Below are 19,615 nucleotides of genomic sequence, written 5' to 3' on the forward strand. Positions count from 1 at the left end.
GGAAGGGGCGATGACGCAGGACGAAGGCGCGGGGAAGATGATCCTCATCGTCGACGACGACCAGGCGCTCGGCGAGATGCTCTCCATCGTGCTCGAGAACGAGGGGTTCCGCACCACCACGTGCACGGACGGCCTGCGTGCCGTCGAGGTGTTCCCCACGGTCGCCCCCGATCTGGTGCTGCTCGACGTGATGCTCCCCGGCATCGACGGCACCGAGGTGGCGCGGCGCATCCGCGAATCCTCCTCGAACGTGCCGATCATCATGCTCACCGCCAAGTCCGACACCGTCGATGTGGTGGCCGGGCTCGAGGCCGGAGCGGACGACTACGTGCCCAAGCCGTTCAAGGTCGCCGAGCTGCTCGCGCGCATCCGCGCCCGGTTCCGCATCCGCGCCAAGCTCGCCGAGGCGGCCTCCGAGGGTGCGGGCGGCGCCGGCGAGGCCGACCCGCAGCGCATCGAACGCGGCTCCGTGGTCATCGACCGTCCCGGCCACACCGCCACCAAGGACGGCGTGGAGCTCAACCTCACGCCCATGGAGTTCGAGCTGCTCGCCGTGCTCGCCGCCGGCAGCGGCGAGGCGATCAGCCGCTCCACCCTGCTGAGGAAGGTGTGGGGATACGAGGGCAACGGCGACACCCGCCTGGTGAACGTGCACATCCAGCGTCTGCGCGCCAAGGTCGAGGACGATCCCGAGCGCCCGCGGATCATCGTCACCGTGCGCGGCATCGGGTACAAGTTCGTGCCCCCCCCCCCCGAACCCGCGGCCCGTCCATGAGCCGCGCCACCGCGCCCCGCGCGCGCATCGGCAGGCGGTTCAGCTGGCGCAGGCTCCTCAAATCCGGCCGCGCCGAGGTACGTCGCTCCCTGCAGGCGCGCACGGTGGCCATGGTCGTGATCGTCACGCTCGCCGTGGCCGTCGTGTTCTCCGTCGTGTCGATGGTCTCGGTGCGCTCCACGCTGCTCAACCAGGTCTCCACGCAGGCGCGCAACGACTTCTCCAACATGGTCGTGCAGGCGCAGTCCGGACTCGATTCGGCCGACGTGTCCGATTCGGTGCAGTACCAGCAGCTCGTCAACGACATCGCCTCGTCCCTGCAGAACGAGGGCCCGTCGAACCTCACCAGCGTGTACCTGTGGGGCAAGGACAGCGAAAGCCGCCTCATCGTGCCCGTCTCCACGGACCCCACCTACGAGTCCATCGTCTCCGACGACATGCGCTCCTCGGTCGGCTCCGACACGCACAACAAGGTGTTCTATCAGGCCGTCGCCCTCGACGCCGATCACGGCCCCGACGTGCCCGGCGCCGTGCTCGGCACCACGCTCGACTTCGGCGCGGCCGGCGGCATCGAGTTCTTCGCCCTGTTCTCCTACGAATCGCAGGAGAGCTCGCTCACCCAGATCCAGATCAACCTCATCGCCGTGTGCCTGGCGCTCAGCGTGCTCGTCGGCCTGGTGGTGTGGTTCACGCTGCACGGCATCGTGCGCCCGGTCAGCGAGGTGGCCGTCGCCGCAGAGACCTTCGCCGCCGGCGACCTCGAGGCGCGCGTGCCCGTGACCCGCAACGACGAGATCGGATCGCTGCAGGACTCGTTCAACACGATGGCCGACGCGCTCAACCAGAAGATCGACGAACTCGAGGAGGCCGGCGCCATGCAACGGCGCTTCGTGTCCGACGTGAGCCACGAGCTGCGCACGCCCGTCACCACGATGCGCATGGCCTCCGACCTGCTCGACAGCCGCAAGGACGAGTTCGACCCGTCCACGAAACGCACGGTGGAGCTGCTCGGCGGCCAGATCAACCGGTTCCAGGACATGCTCGCCGACCTGCTGGAGATCTCCCGCTACGACGCCGGCTACGCGGCGCTCGACCTGGTCGAGACCGACGTGCGCGAACCCATCCGGGACGCCGTGGACCAGGTGAAGGGCATCGCCGAGGCCAAACGCGTGCCCATCCACGTCTACCTGCCGAACGTCGAGGTGCTCGCCTTCATCGACGCCAGACGCATCATCCGCATCGTGCGCAACCTGCTCGCCAACGCCGTCGACTTCGCCGAGGACAACCCCATCGAGGTGCGTCTGGCCGCCAACCGCAAGGCGGTCGTCATCTCCGTGCGCGACCGGGGCGCGGGCATGGGGCCCGACCAGGTGCCCCACGTCTTCGACCGGTTCTGGCGCGGCGACCCCTCGCGCGCCCGCACCACCGGCGGCACCGGACTGGGCCTGTCCATCGCCATGACCGACGCGAGACTGCATCAGGGCACGATCCGCGTGCGCTCCGAACTCGGCGAAGGCACCTGGTTCCTCGTCATGCTGCCGCGCGACCCGGCCCGTGGGGCCGTCGCGGACACGGACCTGCCCGTCGACTTCCGCCACGGCACCGACCGCCCGCTCATCGTCGGCGGCTTCGGCGTCGCCGACAACCGCAGCGCCGACTACGTCAGACGCGCATCGGACGATGCGGATCCGTCCGCCGCGGACACGGCGGAAGGATCCGACGGGCCCGGCACGCACATCATCGACCACAGGGAGGAACGGCCATGAGGACGCCCCGCATCCCCCGCGCGCTCGCGGCCTGTGCCTGCCTCGTCGCGCTGGTCGCCCCCGCCGCCTGCTCCAGCCCCATCGGGCTGCCGTCCGCCGGCGGCGTGCAGGAATACGCGCCGGTCTCCCAACAGACGAAGCGCGTGTACACCAATCCGGAAGGGCCCGTCGCCGACGACCAGCCGGAAGGCATCGTCGAAGGCTTCTTCAACGCCATGCCCGCGGGGGTGCAGTCCGACGGCTACCGCGTGGCCCGCGAGTTCCTCACCCCCGCCGCGTCCTCCGGGTGGAAGGGCGACACCTCGGCCGTCGTCTACGACGGCACCCCGGTGTTCACCCGCAAGGCCAGCGCCCAGACCGGATCGCCCGAAGGCGGCGGCATCGTCGTCGAAGCGGAGCTCTCCGTGATCGGCACGCTCGACTCCCACGGCCTGTACACGCCCTCCGACGCCTCGCAATCCACCGTGATGACCTTCACCATGGCCAAATCCGACGGGCAGTGGCGCATCTCCCGCCTCGACGACGGCGTGGCCGTCTCCTCCGCCGACTTCGACCAGGTGTTCCGCCAGGTCTCCGTCTACCGCCTCGACGCCTCCGGCAGCCGCCTCGTGCCCGACGTGCGGTGGCTCAGCTGGCGCAACTGGCGCACGCTGGCGGTGCGCGAGACGCTCGAGAACGGAAGCTCCTGGCTGTCCGGCGCGGTGCGCGACGTCAACGACGCGAACGCCACGCTCGCCGTCGACAGCGTGCCGTTGGACAACGGCACCCCGCGCATCCAGCTGAGTGCCGACTTCCTCCGCCTCGGTTCCGACGAGCGCGCCCTGCTCGTGCGCCTCATCCGCCTCACCCTGGGCGACGGCGTGGCCAGCTCGCGGATCGAGGTCACCTGCGAGGGCAACGACTATTCGGACATCGACGGCTCGGTCGACCTCGTCGACCAGCAGCCGAGCGTCGGCCTGTACACGCTCACCGACGGGCGCGTCGTCTCGCTGGGATCGTCCAGTCCGCTGCGCGTGGGCGAGACCGGCTACGAGAGCGTCGACGGATTCGTGTTCTCCAAGAGCGGGGGAGCGGTGCTGCGCGACGACGGCGTCGTGGCCTGCCTCAAGGCCGACGCCTCCCCATGCGGCGTGATGTTCGACGGCACGCGCATGTCGTTCATCGCCGCGGGCACGGACGGCGAGGTCTGGGCCGTGGACGCCTCCGGCCACAGCCTGTACGTCTCGCGGGGCGGCGAGGAGCGCCACCTGTCCGTCCCCTGGCTCGGCGACCGGGCCATCCGCGCCGTCACCGTCTCGCCGGAGGGCGCCCGCCTCGCCGTCGCCGTCGACGATGGGGTGCTGCTCACCGGCGTCGCGCGCGACGGCGACCTGACGCCCGCCGGACTGTCCGACAAGGCCACGGCCGTGTCGCTCCAACGCGGCGTGACGATGCTCACCTTCTACAACGACCTCAACCTCGTATACGTCACCGAACCCGAGGAAAACGAATCCGGCACGGTGCAGCGGGCGTTCCGCCAGATCGCCCCCGGCCCCCCCGAGGACCAGCGCCTGCCGAGCGGCGCCACGGTGGTCGCGCTCGCCTCCGGGCAGGTGGCCCTGTACCGCAGGCTCGCCGTGCTCGACGGCGGTGGCACCGTGCGGTCCGTGTCCGGCTCGCTCGACGGCTCGTGGTCGATCGCCGACTCCCAGGTCACCGCGCTCGGCGAACAGTGAGCCGCCGGACGCGGATACGACGAAGGCCCTCCCATGGGGAGGGCCTTCGTCGCCGCGCATGCGGGCCGTTCCCCGCGTCGGGGACGGCCGGGACGGTCAGATGCCGCCGTACTCGCTCTTGAACAGCTCCTGCGGAACCTCGGAGTTCAGCGGGACCTCGTAGATGAGGTACTGCATGTTGAACGGGATGTTGAACAGGTGACGCTTGACGCCGTACACCTCCTCGGTGCCCAGGAAGTTGAAGTTGTCCGGGCATTCCGGCTCCCACTTGGCGAGCAGGTTGGCGGCGTCGCCGATGGTGGCGGCCACACCGGCGAGGTGCTTGATGCCATCCACCTGCTTGATGATGAGGAACACGGTATCCATGGGTCTCCTTTCGTGTGCGTTGTACGGCGCCACAACCTGCCCATGCGTTGCAAAGCGGGGCGGCGGCGCCTCGTTACGGCCCTCCCATTATTACTCGAAAACCGCGGAACCGCGCCGAAAACAAGGGCTTTGCAAAGGTTGTTACCAAACCGTTATCAAGACGTTATCGAAATGTTATCGCCATGGATTGAACATGCATGGCTGTTGCTTCATACTTGAACACGTCAACGACAGATGTTCGGACCGCCGGGGAACGAGCCCCGGGGGGTTTGACAACTCGAGGAGGAGTAAACCATGAAGAATTGGAAGAAGGCCGTGGCCCTTGTCGCTTCCGCCGCCGCGCTGGTGAGCGTCGCCGCCTGCGGTTCGGGCAGCTCCAGCAGCTCGGACAGCGGCAAGAAGACCGTCGGCTTCGTCGCCGTCGGCCCCGAGGGCGGCTTCCGTACCGCCAACGAGAACGACATCAAGTCCGCCTTCAAGTCCGCCGGCTTCGACCTGATCTACTCGCCGACCCAGAACAACGACCAGCAGAAGCAGATCCAGGCCTTCAACAAGTTCGTCAACGACGAGGTCGACGCCATCATCCTGTCCTCCACCGAGGATTCCGGCTGGGACGAGTCCCTGAAGAAGGCCGCCGAGGCCGAGATCCCGGTCTTCACCGTCGACCGTAACGTGGACGTCAAGGACTCCGAGGCCAAGAAGGCCATCGTCTCCCACATCGGACCGTCCAACGAGTGGGCCGGCGAGCAGGCCGCCGAGTTCGTGAACAAGAACTTCCCGGACGGCGCCAACGGCTTCATCCTCGAAGGCCCCGCCGGCCTGTCCGTGGTCAAGGACCGCGGCGCCGGCTGGGACGCCAAGGTCGCCAAGAACGTCAAGGTCCTCGAGTCCCAGTCCGCCAACTGGTCCACCGATGAGGCCAAGACCGTGACCGCCGGCCTGCTGGACAAGTACAAGTCCCAGAACCCGCAGTTCATCTTCGCCCAGAACGACGAGATGGGCCTCGGCGCCGCGCAGGCCGTTGACGCCGCCGGCCTCAAGGGCAAGGTCAAGATCATCACCATCGACGGCACCAAGAACGCCCTGCAGGCCCTCGTCGACGGCGACCTCTCCTACGTGATCGAGTACAACCCGATCTTCGGCAAGGAGACCGCGCAGGCCGTCAAGGACTACCTGGGCGGCAAGGACGTCAAGTCCGACATCCAGATCGAGTCCAAGACCTTCGACGCCACGTCCGCCAAGGAAGCCCTGGATTCCAACTCCCGCGCCTACTGATCCACGTTCCACCGCATCGGTGGATGAAGGATAAACGAACCTGAACATGATGGTGCACGGCTCAACCCGTGCACCATCATTCATGTTCGGCCGAAATATCACAAAACGGTAACAATCCCACTGTTCAAAGGCAACGAAATGACAGACAAAACCCCCATCGTCGTGATGAAGGGCATCACGATCGAGTTCCCGGGCGTCAAGGCCCTGGACGGCGTCGACCTGACGCTGTACCCGGGCGAGGTCCACGCCCTCATGGGTGAGAACGGCGCCGGCAAGTCCACGATGATCAAGGCGCTCACCGGCGTGTACAAGATCGACGCGGGCTCCATCACCGTCGAGGGCAAGCCGCAGCAGTTCAACGGCACGCTCGACGCGCAGAACGCGGGCATCGCCACCGTGTACCAGGAGGTCAACCTGTGCACGAACCTCTCCGTCGGCGAGAACGTCATGCTCGGCCACGAGAAGCGCGGCCCCTTCGGCATCGATTGGAAGAAGACCCATGAGGCGGCGAAGACGTACCTCAAGCAGATGGGTCTGGAGCACATCGACCCGCACACCCCGCTGAGCTCGATCTCCATCGCCATGCAGCAGCTGGTCGCCATCGCACGCGCCATGGTCATCAACGCCAAGGTGCTCATCCTCGACGAGCCGACCTCCTCCCTCGACGCCAACGAGGTGCAGGACCTGTTCGCCATCATGCGCAAGGTGCGCGACTCCGGCGTGGCCATCCTGTTCGTCTCCCACTTCCTCGACCAGATCTACGAGATCACCGACCGCCTGACCATCCTGCGCAACGGCAAGTTCATCAAGGAGGTCATGACCAAGGACACCCCGCGCGACGAGCTCATCGGCATGATGATCGGCAAGTCCGCCGAGGAGCTGTCCCAGATCGGCGCCAAGAAGGCCCGCCGCGCCATCGACCCCGGCGAGAAGCCGATCGTCGACGTCAAGGGCCTGGGCAAGAAGGGCACCATCAACCCGGTCGACCTCGACATCTACGCGGGCGAGGTCGTCGGCTTCGCCGGCCTGCTGGGCTCCGGCCGCACCGAGCTGGGCCGTCTGCTCTACGGCGCCGACAAGCCGGATTCGGGCAAGTACGAGCTCAACGGCAAGCAGGTCTCCATCAACGACCCGGCCACCGCGCTCAAGAACAAGATCGCGTACTCCACCGAGAACCGCCGCGACGAGGGCATCATCGGCGACCTGACCGTGCGCCAGAACATCCTCATCGCCCTGCAGGCGACCCGCGGCATGTTCAAGCCGATCCCGAAGAAGGAGGCGGACGCGATCGTCGACAAGTACATGAAGGAGATGAACGTGCGCCCGGCCGACCCGGACCGCCCGATCAAGAACCTCTCCGGCGGCAACCAGCAGAAGGTCCTCATCGGCCGCTGGCTGGCCACCCACCCGGAGCTCCTCATCCTCGACGAGCCGACCCGAGGCATCGACATCGGCGCCAAGGCCGAGATCCAGCAGGTCGTCCTCGACCTCGCCTCCAAGGGCATGGGCGTCGTCTTCATCTCCTCCGAGCTCGAGGAGGTCGTGCGCCTGTCCGACGACATCGAGGTCCTCAAGGACCGCCATAAGATCGCCGAAATCGAGAACGGCGACACCGTCTCGCAGTCGACCATCGTCGAGACGATCGCCAACACGAACGTGAAGAACTGAAAGGAGGGATGATGGCTGACAAGAAGCAAGAAGAGAAGACCAACGTCTTCAAGAAGCTGCTCTCCTCGAACATCACCGTCGAGGTCATCGCACTCATCCTGCTGATTTTGCTGTGCACCGTGTTCGATCACGCGTTCCTCGCCCTGAGCTGGAACGACAACACCGGCGGCCTCGCGGGCCCGATCATCACGATGCTCCAGGAATCCGCGCGATACCTGATGATTGCCACCGGCATGACCCTGGTCATCTCCACCGCGGGCATCGACCTGTCCGTCGGCTCCGTGATGGCCGTCGCCGGCGCCGCCGCCATGCAGGCCCTCACCGGCGGCATGAACGTGTGGGCCGCCATCCTGCTGGCCCTGGTCATCGGCCTGGCCGTCGGCTGCATCAACGGCGCGCTCGTCGCGTTCCTCGGCCTGCAGCCGTTCATCACCACGCTGATCATGATGCTCGCCGGCCGAGGTTTGGCGAAGGTCATCACCTCCGGCGAGAACACCGACGCCACCTCCGTGGCCGGCAGCGAGCCGCTCAAGTGGATGGCCAACGGCTTCATCCTCGGCATCCCGGCCAACTTCGTGATCGCCGTCGTCATCGTGATCCTCGTCGGCCTGCTGTGCCGCAAGACCGCCATGGGCATGTTCATCGAGGCCGTCGGCATCAACCCCGAAGCCTCTCGCATGACCGGCATCAAGCCCAAGCAGATCCTCTTCCTCGTCTACGCGATCTCCGGCTTCCTCGCCGCGATCGCCGGCCTGTTCGCCACCGCATCCGTGATGCGCGTCGACGTGGTCAAGACCGGCCAGGATCTCGAGATGTACGCCATCCTGGCGGTCGTCATCGGCGGCACCTCGCTGCTCGGCGGCAAGTTCTCCCTCGCAGGCAGCGCCGTCGGCGCCGTCATCATCGCCATGATCCGCAAGACCATCATCACCCTCGGCATCGATTCCGCCGCCACGCCGGCCTTCTTCGCCGTCGTCGTGATCGTGATCTGCGTGATGCAGGCTCCCAAGGTTCGTAACCTGAGCGCGGAACTCAAGCGCAAGCGCGCGCTCAAGTCCTCTGAAAAGGCGGTGGCAGCATGACAAACGCTACGGCAACCCCGGCCAAGAAGGCCGCGAAGAAGACGCGTCGCATCGACGCCCAGATGATCCCGACCATCGCGGCCGTGGTGATCTTCATCCTCATGATGATCATGGGCCAGGCCCTGTTCGGCACCTACCTGCGACTCGGCTTCATCTCCACCCTGTTCATCGACCACGCCTACCTCATCATCCTGGCCGTGGCCATGACCCTGCCGATCCTCACCGGCGGCATCGACCTGTCGGTCGGCGCCATCGTCGCCATCACCGCCGTCATCGGCATCAAGATGGCCAACGCCGGCGTCCCCTCCGTCGTGGTGATGATCGTCATGCTGCTGATCGGCGCCGTGTTCGGCACCCTGGCGGCGACCCTGATCGAGGAATTCAACATGCAGCCGTTCATCGCGACGCTGTCCACGATGTTCCTCGCCCGAGGCATCGCCTCCATCATCTCCACCGACTCGCTGACCTTCCCGGACGACAACAACTTCGATGTGCTCGCCGAGAACATCACGATCATCGACAACCCGAAGCTGAGCCACGACCTGTACTTCAACCTCGGCGTCGTGATCGCCCTCGTCGTGCTGGTGTTCGGCTACATCCTGCTGCACCACACCCGCATCGGCCGCACCATCTACGCGATCGGCGGTTCCCGCTCCTCCGCGGAGCTCATGGGCCTGCCCGTCAAGCGCGCCCAGTTCACGATCTACATCACCTCCGCGACCCTCGCCGCGCTGGCCTCGATCGTGTACATCGCCAACCTCGGTTCCGCGAAGAACACGGTCGGCGTGGGCTGGGAGCTCGACGCCGTCGCCTCCGTGGTCATCGGCGGCACGATCATCACCGGCGGCTTCGGCTACGTCCTCGGTTCCGCCCTCGGCGCCCTGGTCCGCTCCATCATCGACCCGCTGACCTCCGACTTCGGCGTTCCGGCCGAGTGGACGACCATCGTGGTCGGCCTGATGATCCTGGCCTTCGTGGTCCTGCAGCGTGCGGTGACCGCGGTCGGCTCCAAGAAATAGCGGTCGGCCGGCGGCCGTCCATGCGGCCACCGGCCCGGTCCTTCGGAACGACCGGGGGACAGCCGAATACCGAAATAATTGAAGAACAACCGAATACCGAAATAATTGAACAGGTCGGTGGGTTTTCCGGTCCGTTCCCTCCCATCGGGGCGGGAACGGACGGTACTCCGCCCCACCGGCCGACTCCTTTCTTCTTTTCCTTCCTTTCATCCACATGTGGGGCGTGCCCGATTCGTCGGACACGCCCCACATGCGTTTTCATCACCTATGCCATGCCGCCGGCACGGCCGATTCGGACCGGATCACGCGCGATGCGCGCGGATGCGGAACGCCGCGGCGAGGCAGGACCAGCCGACGACGCAGATCGCGATCATCGTGGCGAACACCCATTGGCCGCCCACCGCCGTGGCGTGCATGAACTCCGCGGAGCCCTCCGCACCATGGCCGGCCTGGGCGACGGCGAGGATCGTGGAGAACAGCGCGGTGCCCGCCGCGCCGCCGAACTGCAGCGCCGTGTTGAAGATCGCGTTGCCGTCGGGGGCGAACTCGTGGGGGATGGAGCCCAGGGCGCTCGTCATCACGTTGGAGTTGCCGAGCGCGAAGCAGAAGCCGAACACGAAGTAGAAGCCGGCGAGCATCGCCGGGGTCAGGTGCAGGGCGAACGCGAACAGCAGCACCGGACCGAGCGTCGCCACGCCGAAGGGGACGAGCACGGGGCCGACCGCGCCGAAACGGTCGTACAGCCAGCCGCCCACCGGCGCGCACACGGCGCCGACCAGCGCGCCCGGCAGCACCAGGGAACCGGCGAGGAACGCGTTCGTGCCCAGTCCCAGCTGCGCCACGTTGGTGATCACGTAACCGAAGCCGATGGACACGATCGGCATGACGAGGTAGGCGACCAGATGCAGCAGCACGACCGGGTCGCGCAGGATGCCGAGCCTGAGCAGCGGCGAGAACGCACGCTTCGTGAGCCAGCAGAACGCGAGCAGCGCGGCCAGGCCGACCACGACGCTCGTCGTGGCGACGACGGCGGGGCGCGTGGCGTCATGCCCGGCGACGGCGTTGCTCACCGCCACACCGGCCTGGTTGAGTCCCAGCACCATGCCGACGAGCGCGACGATGATGGAGGCCACCTGAAGCGGGTCGAGGTAGGCGTCCTCGGTGGGGGACCTCTGTTCGATGCACGCCAGGCCGAGCGCGCACGCGGCGAGGATGAACGGCACGGCGATCACGAAGATCGCGCGCCACGGCAGCACCGTCGTCACCGCGCCGCCGACGGTCGGGCCGATGGCCGGGGCGACCGTGATGACGAGCGATCCCACGCCCATGAGACGCCCGATCTTCGAACGGGGCGACTGTTCGAGGATGATGTTCATCATCAGCGGCGTGGCCACGCCCGAACCGACGCCCTGGATGACGCGCGCCACGATGAGCAGCGGGAAGGCGTTCGCGACGATCATGATGACCGAACCGACGAGCGCCAGGGCGACGGCCGCCACGAAGATCGCCTTCAGACGGAAACGACGCTTGAGGAACGACGACATCGGCATCGTCGCGGCCACGGTGAGCAGGTAGATGGTGGTGATCCACTGCACGGTGGCGGTGTCCACGCGGAACTCCCGCATGAGCTGCGGGAACAGCACCGTCATCACCGTTTCGGTGAGGATGCCGATGAAGGCGAGCGCGCCGGTGGCGACGATCGCGCCGATGAGTCTCAGGGGGATCCGTTCGTCCGTCATGCCGTTCGAGGCATGGTCGTCCCCGTGTTCTTGCTTCATATGCATATGCATTCCATATCGATGTACTGGTCGCGCGCCCGATCGGTCCCGCGCGAGATCGCCTGACTGTCCAGGATGCTGAAGCCGGCCCTGGCCGCATTGGCGCGGAGAGCTCCCGGCGTTGTGCAGTGTAGCGCGCCGTGCAGGACATCGGGGTCCTGCCGTCCCGCCGTCCCACCGGAACGGCGAGACCCCGCACGGCGTGTGCGCCGATGCGGGGTCTCGTTCGCGTCCGTGAGCGGCCGGGCGTTCAGTCCTGCAGCTCGTATCCGTCGGAATCCTTGTGCCACGGGCTTCCCGGCTTGCTGCACAGGATCAGGATGCCTTCGACCAGTCCCCAGATGGAGGCGGCCAGCGGGCCGATGATGATGATCCATCCGATGATGGTGAGCAGCAGCTGGGCGACCGCCTTGCCGGTGTTGCCCAGGTAGAAGTTGTGCACGCCCAGCGAGCCGAGGAAGATGCCGAGCAGGCCGGCGGCCAGCTTCGACTTCGTGCCCACGGGGCCGGCGGCGTACGGGGCCGCGCCGGCGTACTGCGGCGGCTGGCCGGTGTATCCGGCGTTGTACCCGGCGTACTGCGGTTGCGGCTGTGGCTGCGTGTACTGGGGCGCCTGCTGCTGCGCGCCGTACGGCTGGCCGTATTCGGGCTGCGCGTACGGCTGTTGGGGCTGTTGGGGCTGTGCATAGGGGGACTGCTGTCCGTAGGGCTGGCCGTATTCGAGCTGGCCGGTGTATCCGGCGGCCGCCGGCTGCTGCGGCACCTGCGGCTGGGCGGGGGCCGCGTATGCGGACGGTCCGGGCTCGGGCGCGCCATAGGAGGGCGTCGCGGGGACGGGCGGGACTTCAGGCGCGGCCGGTGCCTCGTAGGCCGGTGCCTCATAGGCCGGGGGGACGGGCGCCGGGGACTCCGGAGCCGCGGGCGCCGCCGGGGCCGTCGGCTCCGGCGGGACATAGGGTTCCTGCGCCTGGTTCGCGCCTTGCTGTGTGGGTTCCGGTACCGGTGCCGTCATGATGAAGTCCCTTCTCGAGGAGATGCGTGCTCTCGTTCTCGGCTTGCGCCTTGCAGCCATTGTCGCACGTTTCGCGCGGACATGCCCGTCCGGGCCCGCGGCAATCCGCCCGGGGCGCGGACGGGCGCCTGCTATTCGCGCACGAGGCGGATGTGCTCGACGTCGTTGCGCTTGGACCGGCGGTAGAGGGTGAAGCGGTTGCCGATGGTCTGCACGACCTCGGCGCCGAGCTGCCCGGCGAGGTTCTCCGCCGCCTCCTTGGCGGTCAGGCCGGAGCCGTCCTGCACGCTGAACTTCACCAGTTCGCGCTTCTCCAGCGTTTCGCTCGCCTGCTTGACGAGCGCGTCGGTCACGTCGTTCTTGCCGATGTTGACGAGCGGGTTGAGCGTGTTCGCGAGTCCGCGCAGCTGGCGGGTCTGCTTCTTGGTCAGTGCCATGATGGTTGCTTCCTTTGGTCTCCCGGCCGTCGCCGGGCTGTTCGTTGTCGTGCGGCCGTGCCGTGGGGGCCGGGCGCGGGGCCCGGCCGGCATCGACCTGTATTGTAGCGGGTGGTGTGGCGCCGGTCCTGTGCGGATGCGGTTCAGGCCAGGGCCTTGCGGATGCGGTTCAGGCTCGCGGGCTTCGGCGTGCCGAGTTCCTGCGCCCACAGGCTCACGTAGAACTCCTCGAGCAGCCAGCGTGCCGTGACCGCCTTGCGCATGAGCTCCTCATGCCGTGGCCCCGCCGGTTCGGCCTTCGCCCGGGCCATGGCCTTGTCGACGAGCTGTTTCGCCTCGTCAGCCTCCCACGCCCAGCGCACGTCGCGGTTCTTGTCCGCCTTGGCTTTGTTGAGGCGCATGAGATCGGCGTGCAGGTAGCGTTCGATGTGACGCAGCGAGGCCGGGGGAGCGGCGCCGATGAACCCGGGGAACACGAGCGTGGCGATGTGCTCGCGGATCGACTGGAGCACGGACAGCAGCGGCAGGTCCGCCTTGCCGGACACCGCTTTGTCCACCTCGGCATAGCGTCTGAGGATCGCGATCACGTCGTGTGCCACCTGGTAGACGGTGTCCTCGTACACCTCGCGCACGTTGAGCACCGCGTTCGCCAGCGCCTCGTCGTCGGGCAGCCGGTCCACGTCGGGCAGCAGCCGTTTGACGGCCGCCAGCTGCAGGTCCTCGACGAGCGCCTTCGTCGACTTGTAGGGGGCCGCGGCGAGCATGAGCGCCTCGGTGCCCAGCCAGCGCGACGAGACGCGTTCGTCGGGCAGCCTCAGCGCGTCGAGCGCGCCGCGCCACAGCATCGACGCGCGCGACTCGGTGGTCGCGCCCGCCTTGTGCAGCAGGTTCGCCTGTTCGACGAGCCTGCCCTGTCCGGCGGCCTGGTCGGCCTTGCGGCGCACGGCCTTGCGCGCGGAGACCTGCGCCTCCTGCGCGAACCTCACCTGCAAGGCCTTGAGGTCCTTGCCGGTGCCGAGCGTCCTGACCGCGGCCCTGCCGCGTCTGCGGCCGCGCCGGGCGTCGTCCAGCGGCTGCTCGACCGCGAACGTCATCTTCAGGTACGGGGAGAGCCGTTCGACGAGCTCCGGGCCCAGCACCTCCGGGTGGATCTGCGCGCCCACCGTCTCGATCGCGGCACGCGTGAACACGTGCGCGAGGTCCGGCCATGCGGCGTCTTCCGGCGTTCCCGCCGCGTCGTCGCCGGCCGCGGCGTCCTCCGGCGGCAGGTTCGGCTTGCGCTGCGAGCCGGAGCCGGGCAGGTCCGGGTAGTGTTCGTCGATCCACGCGCGGATTTTGCGCGTCGCATCCGGCGCGGGCACGAACTGCACGCGCAGCCTCTTCGGCAGCGCCTTGATCATCGCGAGGATGAGCTCGTCGAGCAGGCCGGGCACGTTCCACGTGAACTGTTCGGGCGTGATGCGCGACAGCGCCTTCAACGGCACGTGCACGGTGACGCCGTCCGCCTTGTCGGACGGGTCGTACACGTAGCTCAATCTCAGGTCGATCGGCTGGCCGTCGGTGCCGAGCGTATGCCAGTGGTCCGGATAGTCGTCGAGGCTCACCGATTCGGCGGACTGAAGACGCTCCACCTTGCTCGGGTCGAAGTCGAGCAGCGTCGGATGCGCGTCGTGCTCGCCCTTCCACCACTTGGCGAGGGCGGCGACGCTCGTCACGTCGTGCGGGATGACCGCGTTGTAGAAGTCGAACAGGTCCTCGTCGGACGCGGTCCCGGCGATCTGGCGCGTGCGGCTCGCGTCGTCGGCCGCCTCCTCCAGCTGTTTGAGGTTCTTGGCGACGAAGTCGTCGTAGCCGAATCGCTGCTGGATGTCGCCCTCCACGAGACCCTGCCGCAACAGGAAGTCGCGCGCCTCCGGCGGGTTGATGCGACCCCACTGCACGGTGCGGTCCTGTACGATCGGCAGACCGTAGAGGAGCACGCGCGCGCTCGCCACGGCCGAGCCGCGCGAACCGGACCAGTGCGGCTCCGCGTACGTGGTGCGCGTGAGCGTGCCGGCCAGCGGCTCCGCCCACGCCGGGTCGATGACCGCCGAATACCGGGCCCACAGGCGCGAGGTCTCCACCAGTTCGGTGGACATCACCCAGCTCGGCGTCGACTTGGCGACCGCGGAGGCGGGGAACAGGGCGAAATGCGTGCCGCGCGCGCCCAGATAGTCGTTCTTCGACATCTTCTGCGCGCGCTTCAGCGCCCTCGCCCGCGCCGCGCCCTTCAGGTGTGCGTAGTCGGAGGCCTTCGGCTCGCGCACCACCTGCATGCCCATCATCGACAGGAGGCCGGCGAGCATCGACTTGTGGATGCCCTCCGCGTCCCACGAGCAGCACAGCGAGTGCGCCGCCTGCTGGTTGATCGGCAGCTGGCGGATCTCGAGTCCGGCGCGCGAGGCGGGCAGAGGGTCGCCCACCTTGAACTTCATCTCACGGCACATCTGCGTCAGCTGGGCGACCAGGTCCTTCCACTGGCGCATCCTCAGCCAGCTGAAGTACTCGGCCTTGCAGATGCGGCGCAGCGCGTTGTTGCTCGGGTTGCCGTCGGCCTGGAACACGCGGTCCCAGATGTTCAGGGCCGTCAGGAAGTCGGAGGTCGGGTCCGCGTAGCGGTTGTGGATGCGGTCCGCCTCCTCGCGCTTCTCGTCCGGGCGTTCGCGCGGGTCCTGCAGGCTCAGGAACGCGACGACGACGAGCACCGCGGCCAGCGTGTTCGGCGACGTGGTGCGCGCCGCCTCGATCACCATGCGCCCGAGCCTCACGTCGATCGGGATGCGCGCCAATTGGCGGCCGATGTGCGTGAGCGTCACCTCGCCGCGTTTCCTCGCCACGGCCTTGAGCTCGGTGAGCTCGTTGAAGCCGTCGGAGACGGCCTTCACGTCCGGCGGGTCGATGAAGCCGAATCCGGTCACGTCCTCGGCGGTGCGCGCCACGCCCACCGACAGCATGTGCAGCACCACGGCGCCGAGCGAGGTCCTCAGGATCTCCGGCTCGGTGAAACGCGGACGCGTCTCGAAATCCTCGCGCGAGTAGAGGCGGATCGCGATGCCGTCCGCCACACGGCCGCAGCGGCCGCTCCTCTGGTTGGCGCTCGCCTGGCTGATCGGCTCGATCGGAAGCCTCTGCACCTTCGCCGTCTTCGAATAGCGGGAGATGCGCGCCGTGCCCGGATCGACCACGTAGCGGATGCCCGGCACGGTCAGCGACGTCTCCGCCACGTTCGTCGCGATGACGATGCGCTGGTGCGTGTGCGCCTCGAACACCCTGTGCTGGTCGACGGCGGACAGGCGCGCGAACAGCGGCATGATCTCGATGGCGTCCGCGCGGCGCATGTCCTCGGCGCGAGGGCCGTAGTGATGCCGCAGCGCCGCCTCGAACTCGTGGATGTCGCGCTCTCCGGACGCGAACACGAGGATGTCGCGCGGGCCCCGCTCGTGCGAGGAGTGGATGACGAGCTCGGCGCAGGCGCGCGCCACGGCCGTCGGCATGTCGGTGATGCCGTCGTCCTCGTACGACGGGTTCGCGTTGCGTGCCGGCCCGCGGCCCCCGCGCGACGGGCCGTCGTCCTCGCCGGCGATCGCGTTCGCCAGCTCCTCGTAGTCGGCGTCGCCCGGGCGCGCGCCCGTCGCGAAGCCCGGCACCTCGCGCATCAGCGCGGGCGCCGTGCCGAGCGGTTCGTAGACGACCTGCACCGGATAGGTACGGCCCGAGACCTCGATGACCGGCACCTTCTCGTGCAGGGCGTGCTCGAAATGCTCCTGGAACTTCTCCGAGTCGATGGTCGCGGACGTGATGACGAGCTTCAGGTCGCGGCGTTTGGGCAGCAGGGCCGTGAGGTAGCCGAGCAGGAAGTCGATGTTGAGGCTGCGCTCGTGCGCCTCGTCGATGACGATCGTGTCGTAGCGGCTCAGCTGCGGGTCGCGCTGGATCTGGGCGAGCAGGATGCCGTCGGTCACCACGCGCAGACGCGTGTTCGGCGAGCTTTCGTCGGTGAAGCGCACCTGATAGCCGATCTCGTCGCCGAGCCGTACGCCCATCTCGGAGGCGATGCGCTCGGCGACCGTGCGCGCGGCGATGCGGCGCGGCTGCGTGTGGACGATCTGCCTGCCGTGCGTGCCGCGCCCCAGCTCCAGCAGGATCTTCGGCAGCTGCGTGGTCTTGCCCGAGCCGGTCTGTCCGGAGACGATCACCACCTGGCTGTGACGGACGGCGTCGGCGATCTCGTCGCGCGCCGCCGAGACCGGCAATTCGGCTGGATATTCGAAACGCATGCTGATGGGCTGACTTCCTGTTGACTCTCTGCTGGCTGTGTCGTCCGGTCGCGCGTCGTGCCCGCGCGCATGGCCGAAAGCGCGTTACCTGCGCAAAACCTCAATGATACGGAATCCCTTGGAACTGGCGTATTTGCCCACCGCGTAACCCTCGCCCAGGGCATCGGCCAGCCAGGGGATGAGCGAATCCGAGCCGAGGTTCCTCTGCACGACCAGATACGCGGCTCCCGTCCCCGGCTTCAGGCGTGGCAGCCACGCCATGAGCAGGGTGTGCAGCGCCTCCTTGCCGATGCGGATCGGCGGGTTCGACCAGATCGCGTCGAACATGAGGTCCGCGGGCATCGCCTCGCACACGTCGATCGGCTGGTCGGCGAGCGGCGCGCCCTGCGCGTCCGTCGCCGTCACGCGCACGTTCGCGGCGCCGTTGCGCCGCGCGTTCGCCGCCGTCAGCTCCAGCGCGCGCTCGTTGACGTCCACCGCCCACACGCGCGCCTCGGGGGATTCGGCGGCCAGCGCCAGCGAGACCGGGCCCCAGCCGCAGCCGAGATCCAGCAGGTCGCCGTCCTCGGGCGGCTCGGGGGCGTGGCGCAGCAGCACCGACGTGCCCAGGTCGAGACGGGAACCGGAGAAGACGCCGTGCGACGTCTCGACGTCCATATCGTGCCCGCGCAACGCGACGTGCAGCGTGCGCCGCACGTCCTTCGACGAGGGTTCGGCCGAGAAATACTGTTCCGCCATCGTGTCGTGTCTCCTTCGTGTCCGCCGTCATGCCGGCCTCGCCGGCGCATGTCATCTCAATGATGATAATAAGGAACGATAGCTCCATCGAGATACCTTCACGGACCCGCGAAAGAGGTGGCCTTGACCCGTAGCGCCGAAACCATGGCAGAACCGCGCGAACCCGACGCCGGCGGCGGCGTCCTCGCCGAATCGTCCGAGGTCCTGCTTGACGAAGGACGGGTCGGGACGGCGGAACGCCACGACGAGGAATGGGCCGAGCGCGAGTCGCGCAACCAGTTGAAGCACGTCGCCGGTCTGGGCGAGCTCAAGGACGTCACCGAGGTCGAATACCGCAAGGTGCGCCTCGAGCGCGTCGTGCTCGTCGGCGTGTGGTCGAGCGCGAAGACGACGCAGGCCAAGGCCGAGGAGTCGCTGCGCGAGCTCGCCGCGCTCGCCGAGACCGCGGGCGCCGAGGTGTGCGACGGTCTGCTGCAGCACCGTCTCAAGCCGGACGCCGCCACCTATGTGGGTTCCGGCAAGGCGCGCGAGATCGCCGACATCGTGGCGCGCGAGGAGGCCGACACCATCATCGTCGACGACGACCTGCCGCCGAGCCAGCGCCGCGGGCTTGAGGACGCGGCCAAGGTGAAGGTGGTCGACCGCACGGCCGTGATCCTCGACATCTTCGCCCAGCACGCCACCAGCCGCGAGGGCAAGGCGCAGGTGGAGCTCGCACAGCTCGAGTACATGCTGCCGCGCCTGCGAGGCTGGGGCGGTTCGCTGTCCCGCCAGGCCGGCGGCCGCGCGGCCGGCGCCGACGGCGGCATCGGTTCGCGCGGCCCGGGCGAGACGAAGATCGAGATGGACCGCCGCGTCATCCGCACGCGCATCGCCCGCCTGAGGAAGCAGATCCGCGAGATGGCCCCGGCCCGCGAGGTCAAGCGCGGCTCGCGCCGGCGCTACGGGCTGCCCACCATCGCCGTCGTCGGGTACACCAACGCCGGCAAGTCGTCGCTGACCAATCGGCTGACCGGCTCGGCCGAGCTCGTCGAGAACGCGCTGTTCGCCACGCTCGACACGGCCGTGCGCCGCGCGAAGGCCCGCGACGGCCGCCTCTACGCCTACGTGGACACCGTCGGCTTCGTGCGCCGCCTGCCCACGCAGCTCGTCGAGGCGTTCAAGTCCACGCTCGAGGAGGTCGCCGAGGCCGACGTGATCCTGCACGTCGTCGACGGCTCCCACCCGGATCCGTTCTCCCAGATCGACGCGGTCAACGAGGTGCTCGCCGACATCGACGGCGCCGAGTCCATCCCGCGCGTCATCGCGTTCAACAAGGCCGACATGTGCGACGGGGCGACGCTGGAACGTCTCGCCGCGCTCGAACCGGACGCGCACATCGTCTCGGCGGCCTCCGGACTCGGCGTCGACGCGCTGCGCGACGCGGTCGAGGCGCTGCTGCCGGTGCCGAACGTGCACGTCGAGGCGCTGCTGCCCTACACGGCCGGCGCCCTGCTGTCGCGCGTGCGCGAATACGGCCATGTATCCGCCGTCGAATGGCGCGACGACGGCGTGCGGGTCGTGGCGGACGTCGACTCGCGTCTCGCCGCGCAGGTCGTGGCCGCCTCCGTCGACTGATCGCATGGGCCACATGGTGGTGTGACTTTGCCCACATTTTCGGCATAGTGT

At 68.1% G+C, this 19,615-nt stretch carries 14 protein-coding genes; 8 read left to right on the forward strand and 6 right to left on the reverse strand.

What is annotated here, in order from left to right; all coding sequences use genetic code 11:
• Positions 1-10 precede the first annotated feature (10 nt).
• Genes mtrA through GFD21_RS00875 form a run of 3 tightly spaced genes read left to right on the forward strand, consistent with a single transcriptional unit; the run spans position 11 to position 4,256 of the window.
• Positions 11-775 (forward strand): MtrAB system response regulator MtrA, encoded by a 765-nt coding sequence (mtrA, locus tag GFD21_RS00865; RefSeq protein WP_191996803.1) that lies wholly within the window; start codon positions 11-13, stop codon positions 773-775.
• The gene (mtrB, locus tag GFD21_RS00870) at positions 772-2,541 is read left to right on the forward strand and encodes an MtrAB system histidine kinase MtrB (protein ID WP_163196034.1); all 1,770 of its coding nucleotides are present in this window, start codon (positions 772-774) and stop codon (positions 2,539-2,541) included. Before mtrA ends, mtrB begins: the two co-directional genes overlap by 4 nt.
• Positions 2,538-4,256: an LpqB family beta-propeller domain-containing protein gene (locus GFD21_RS00875; protein ID WP_163196035.1), complete on the forward strand. Its 1,719-nt coding sequence runs from the start codon at positions 2,538-2,540 to the stop codon at positions 4,254-4,256. Before mtrB ends, GFD21_RS00875 begins: the two co-directional genes overlap by 4 nt.
• 96 nt (positions 4,257-4,352) lie before the next feature.
• Here GFD21_RS00875 and GFD21_RS00880 read toward each other — a convergent pair whose 3' ends face one another.
• Positions 4,353-4,622 carry a hypothetical protein gene (locus GFD21_RS00880; RefSeq protein ID WP_163196036.1) on the reverse strand — a complete coding sequence of 90 codons (270 nt, stop codon included), beginning with the start codon at positions 4,620-4,622 and terminating at the stop codon, positions 4,353-4,355.
• A 294-nt stretch (positions 4,623-4,916) separates the two neighbouring features.
• On the opposite strand from GFD21_RS00880, the gene GFD21_RS00885 reads away from it, so the two are divergent.
• The 4 genes from GFD21_RS00885 (at position 4,917) to GFD21_RS00900 (ending at position 9,666) form a co-directional block, all read left to right on the forward strand.
• Positions 4,917-5,897, forward strand: a complete 981-nt coding sequence (locus GFD21_RS00885; protein WP_163196037.1) for a substrate-binding domain-containing protein — start codon at positions 4,917-4,919, stop codon at positions 5,895-5,897.
• 138 nt (positions 5,898-6,035) lie between these two features.
• Positions 6,036-7,565: a sugar ABC transporter ATP-binding protein gene (locus GFD21_RS00890; RefSeq protein ID WP_163196038.1), complete on the forward strand. Its 1,530-nt coding sequence runs from the start codon at positions 6,036-6,038 to the stop codon at positions 7,563-7,565.
• An 8-nt stretch (positions 7,566-7,573) separates the two neighbouring features.
• Positions 7,574-8,647 (forward strand): ABC transporter permease, encoded by a 1,074-nt coding sequence (locus tag GFD21_RS00895; RefSeq protein WP_404801539.1) that lies wholly within the window; start codon positions 7,574-7,576, stop codon positions 8,645-8,647.
• Positions 8,644-9,666, forward strand: a complete 1,023-nt coding sequence (locus GFD21_RS00900) for an ABC transporter permease (RefSeq protein WP_163196040.1) — start codon at positions 8,644-8,646, stop codon at positions 9,664-9,666. The genes GFD21_RS00895 and GFD21_RS00900 overlap by 4 nt, the downstream gene beginning before the upstream one ends.
• A 302-nt stretch (positions 9,667-9,968) precedes the next feature.
• Here GFD21_RS00900 and GFD21_RS00905 read toward each other — a convergent pair whose 3' ends face one another.
• From GFD21_RS00905 to GFD21_RS00925, 5 genes are all read right to left on the reverse strand, one after another.
• The gene (locus GFD21_RS00905) at positions 9,969-11,444 is read right to left on the reverse strand and encodes an MDR family MFS transporter (protein ID WP_225431583.1); all 1,476 of its coding nucleotides are present in this window, start codon (positions 11,442-11,444) and stop codon (positions 9,969-9,971) included.
• A 250-nt stretch (positions 11,445-11,694) separates the two neighbouring features.
• A complete protein-coding gene (locus GFD21_RS00910) occupies positions 11,695-12,456 on the reverse strand; it encodes a TM2 domain-containing protein (RefSeq protein ID WP_163196041.1) in 762 nt (253 codons plus the stop codon).
• 131 nt (positions 12,457-12,587) lie between these two features.
• Positions 12,588-12,893 carry a YhbY family RNA-binding protein gene (locus GFD21_RS00915; protein WP_163196042.1) on the reverse strand — a complete coding sequence of 102 codons (306 nt, stop codon included), beginning with the start codon at positions 12,891-12,893 and terminating at the stop codon, positions 12,588-12,590.
• Positions 12,894-13,036: 143 nt separating this feature from the next.
• Positions 13,037-17,209 (reverse strand): DUF3418 domain-containing protein, encoded by a 4,173-nt coding sequence (locus tag GFD21_RS00920; protein WP_163196043.1) that lies wholly within the window; start codon positions 17,207-17,209, stop codon positions 13,037-13,039.
• Positions 17,210-17,293: 84 nt separating this feature from the next.
• Positions 17,294-17,947: a class I SAM-dependent methyltransferase gene (locus tag GFD21_RS00925; RefSeq protein WP_163196044.1), complete on the reverse strand. Its 654-nt coding sequence runs from the start codon at positions 17,945-17,947 to the stop codon at positions 17,294-17,296.
• A gap of 144 nt (positions 17,948-18,091) precedes the next feature.
• On the opposite strand from GFD21_RS00925, the gene hflX reads away from it, so the two are divergent.
• Positions 18,092-19,564 carry a GTPase HflX gene (hflX, locus tag GFD21_RS00930; RefSeq protein ID WP_163196045.1) on the forward strand — a complete coding sequence of 491 codons (1,473 nt, stop codon included), beginning with the start codon at positions 18,092-18,094 and terminating at the stop codon, positions 19,562-19,564.
• Positions 19,565-19,615: the final 51 nt, after the last annotated feature.

Origin of the sequence: Bifidobacterium platyrrhinorum, assembly GCF_010667645.1 — a bacterium.
GTDB classification, from domain to species: Bacteria; Actinomycetota; Actinomycetes; order Actinomycetales; family Bifidobacteriaceae; genus Bifidobacterium; species Bifidobacterium platyrrhinorum.

What these genes read in the sequence shown, in the direction of transcription:
- hflX (WP_163196045.1), top strand. Translation starts at nt 18,092, where the DNA reads ATGGCAGAACCGCGCGAACCCGACGCCGGCGGCGGCGTCCTCGCCGAA.
- GFD21_RS00885 (WP_163196037.1), top strand. Translation starts at nt 4,917, where the DNA reads ATGAAGAATTGGAAGAAGGCCGTGGCCCTTGTCGCTTCCGCCGCCGCG.
- GFD21_RS00890 (WP_163196038.1), top strand. Translation starts at nt 6,036, where the DNA reads ATGACAGACAAAACCCCCATCGTCGTGATGAAGGGCATCACGATCGAG.
- mtrB (WP_163196034.1), top strand. Translation starts at nt 772, where the DNA reads ATGAGCCGCGCCACCGCGCCCCGCGCGCGCATCGGCAGGCGGTTCAGC.
- GFD21_RS00920 (WP_163196043.1), bottom strand. Translation starts at nt 17,209, where the DNA reads ATGCGTTTCGAATATCCAGCCGAATTGCCGGTCTCGGCGGCGCGCGAC.
- GFD21_RS00905 (WP_225431583.1), bottom strand. Translation starts at nt 11,444, where the DNA reads ATGAAGCAAGAACACGGGGACGACCATGCCTCGAACGGCATGACGGAC.
- GFD21_RS00895 (WP_404801539.1), top strand. Translation starts at nt 7,574, where the DNA reads ATGATGGCTGACAAGAAGCAAGAAGAGAAGACCAACGTCTTCAAGAAG.
- mtrA (WP_191996803.1), top strand. Translation starts at nt 11, where the DNA reads ATGACGCAGGACGAAGGCGCGGGGAAGATGATCCTCATCGTCGACGAC.
- GFD21_RS00875 (WP_163196035.1), top strand. Translation starts at nt 2,538, where the DNA reads ATGAGGACGCCCCGCATCCCCCGCGCGCTCGCGGCCTGTGCCTGCCTC.
- GFD21_RS00880 (WP_163196036.1), bottom strand. Translation starts at nt 4,622, where the DNA reads ATGGATACCGTGTTCCTCATCATCAAGCAGGTGGATGGCATCAAGCAC.
- GFD21_RS00915 (WP_163196042.1), bottom strand. Translation starts at nt 12,893, where the DNA reads ATGGCACTGACCAAGAAGCAGACCCGCCAGCTGCGCGGACTCGCGAAC.
- GFD21_RS00925 (WP_163196044.1), bottom strand. Translation starts at nt 17,947, where the DNA reads ATGGCGGAACAGTATTTCTCGGCCGAACCCTCGTCGAAGGACGTGCGG.
- GFD21_RS00900 (WP_163196040.1), top strand. Translation starts at nt 8,644, where the DNA reads ATGACAAACGCTACGGCAACCCCGGCCAAGAAGGCCGCGAAGAAGACG.
- GFD21_RS00910 (WP_163196041.1), bottom strand. Translation starts at nt 12,456, where the DNA reads ATGACGGCACCGGTACCGGAACCCACACAGCAAGGCGCGAACCAGGCG.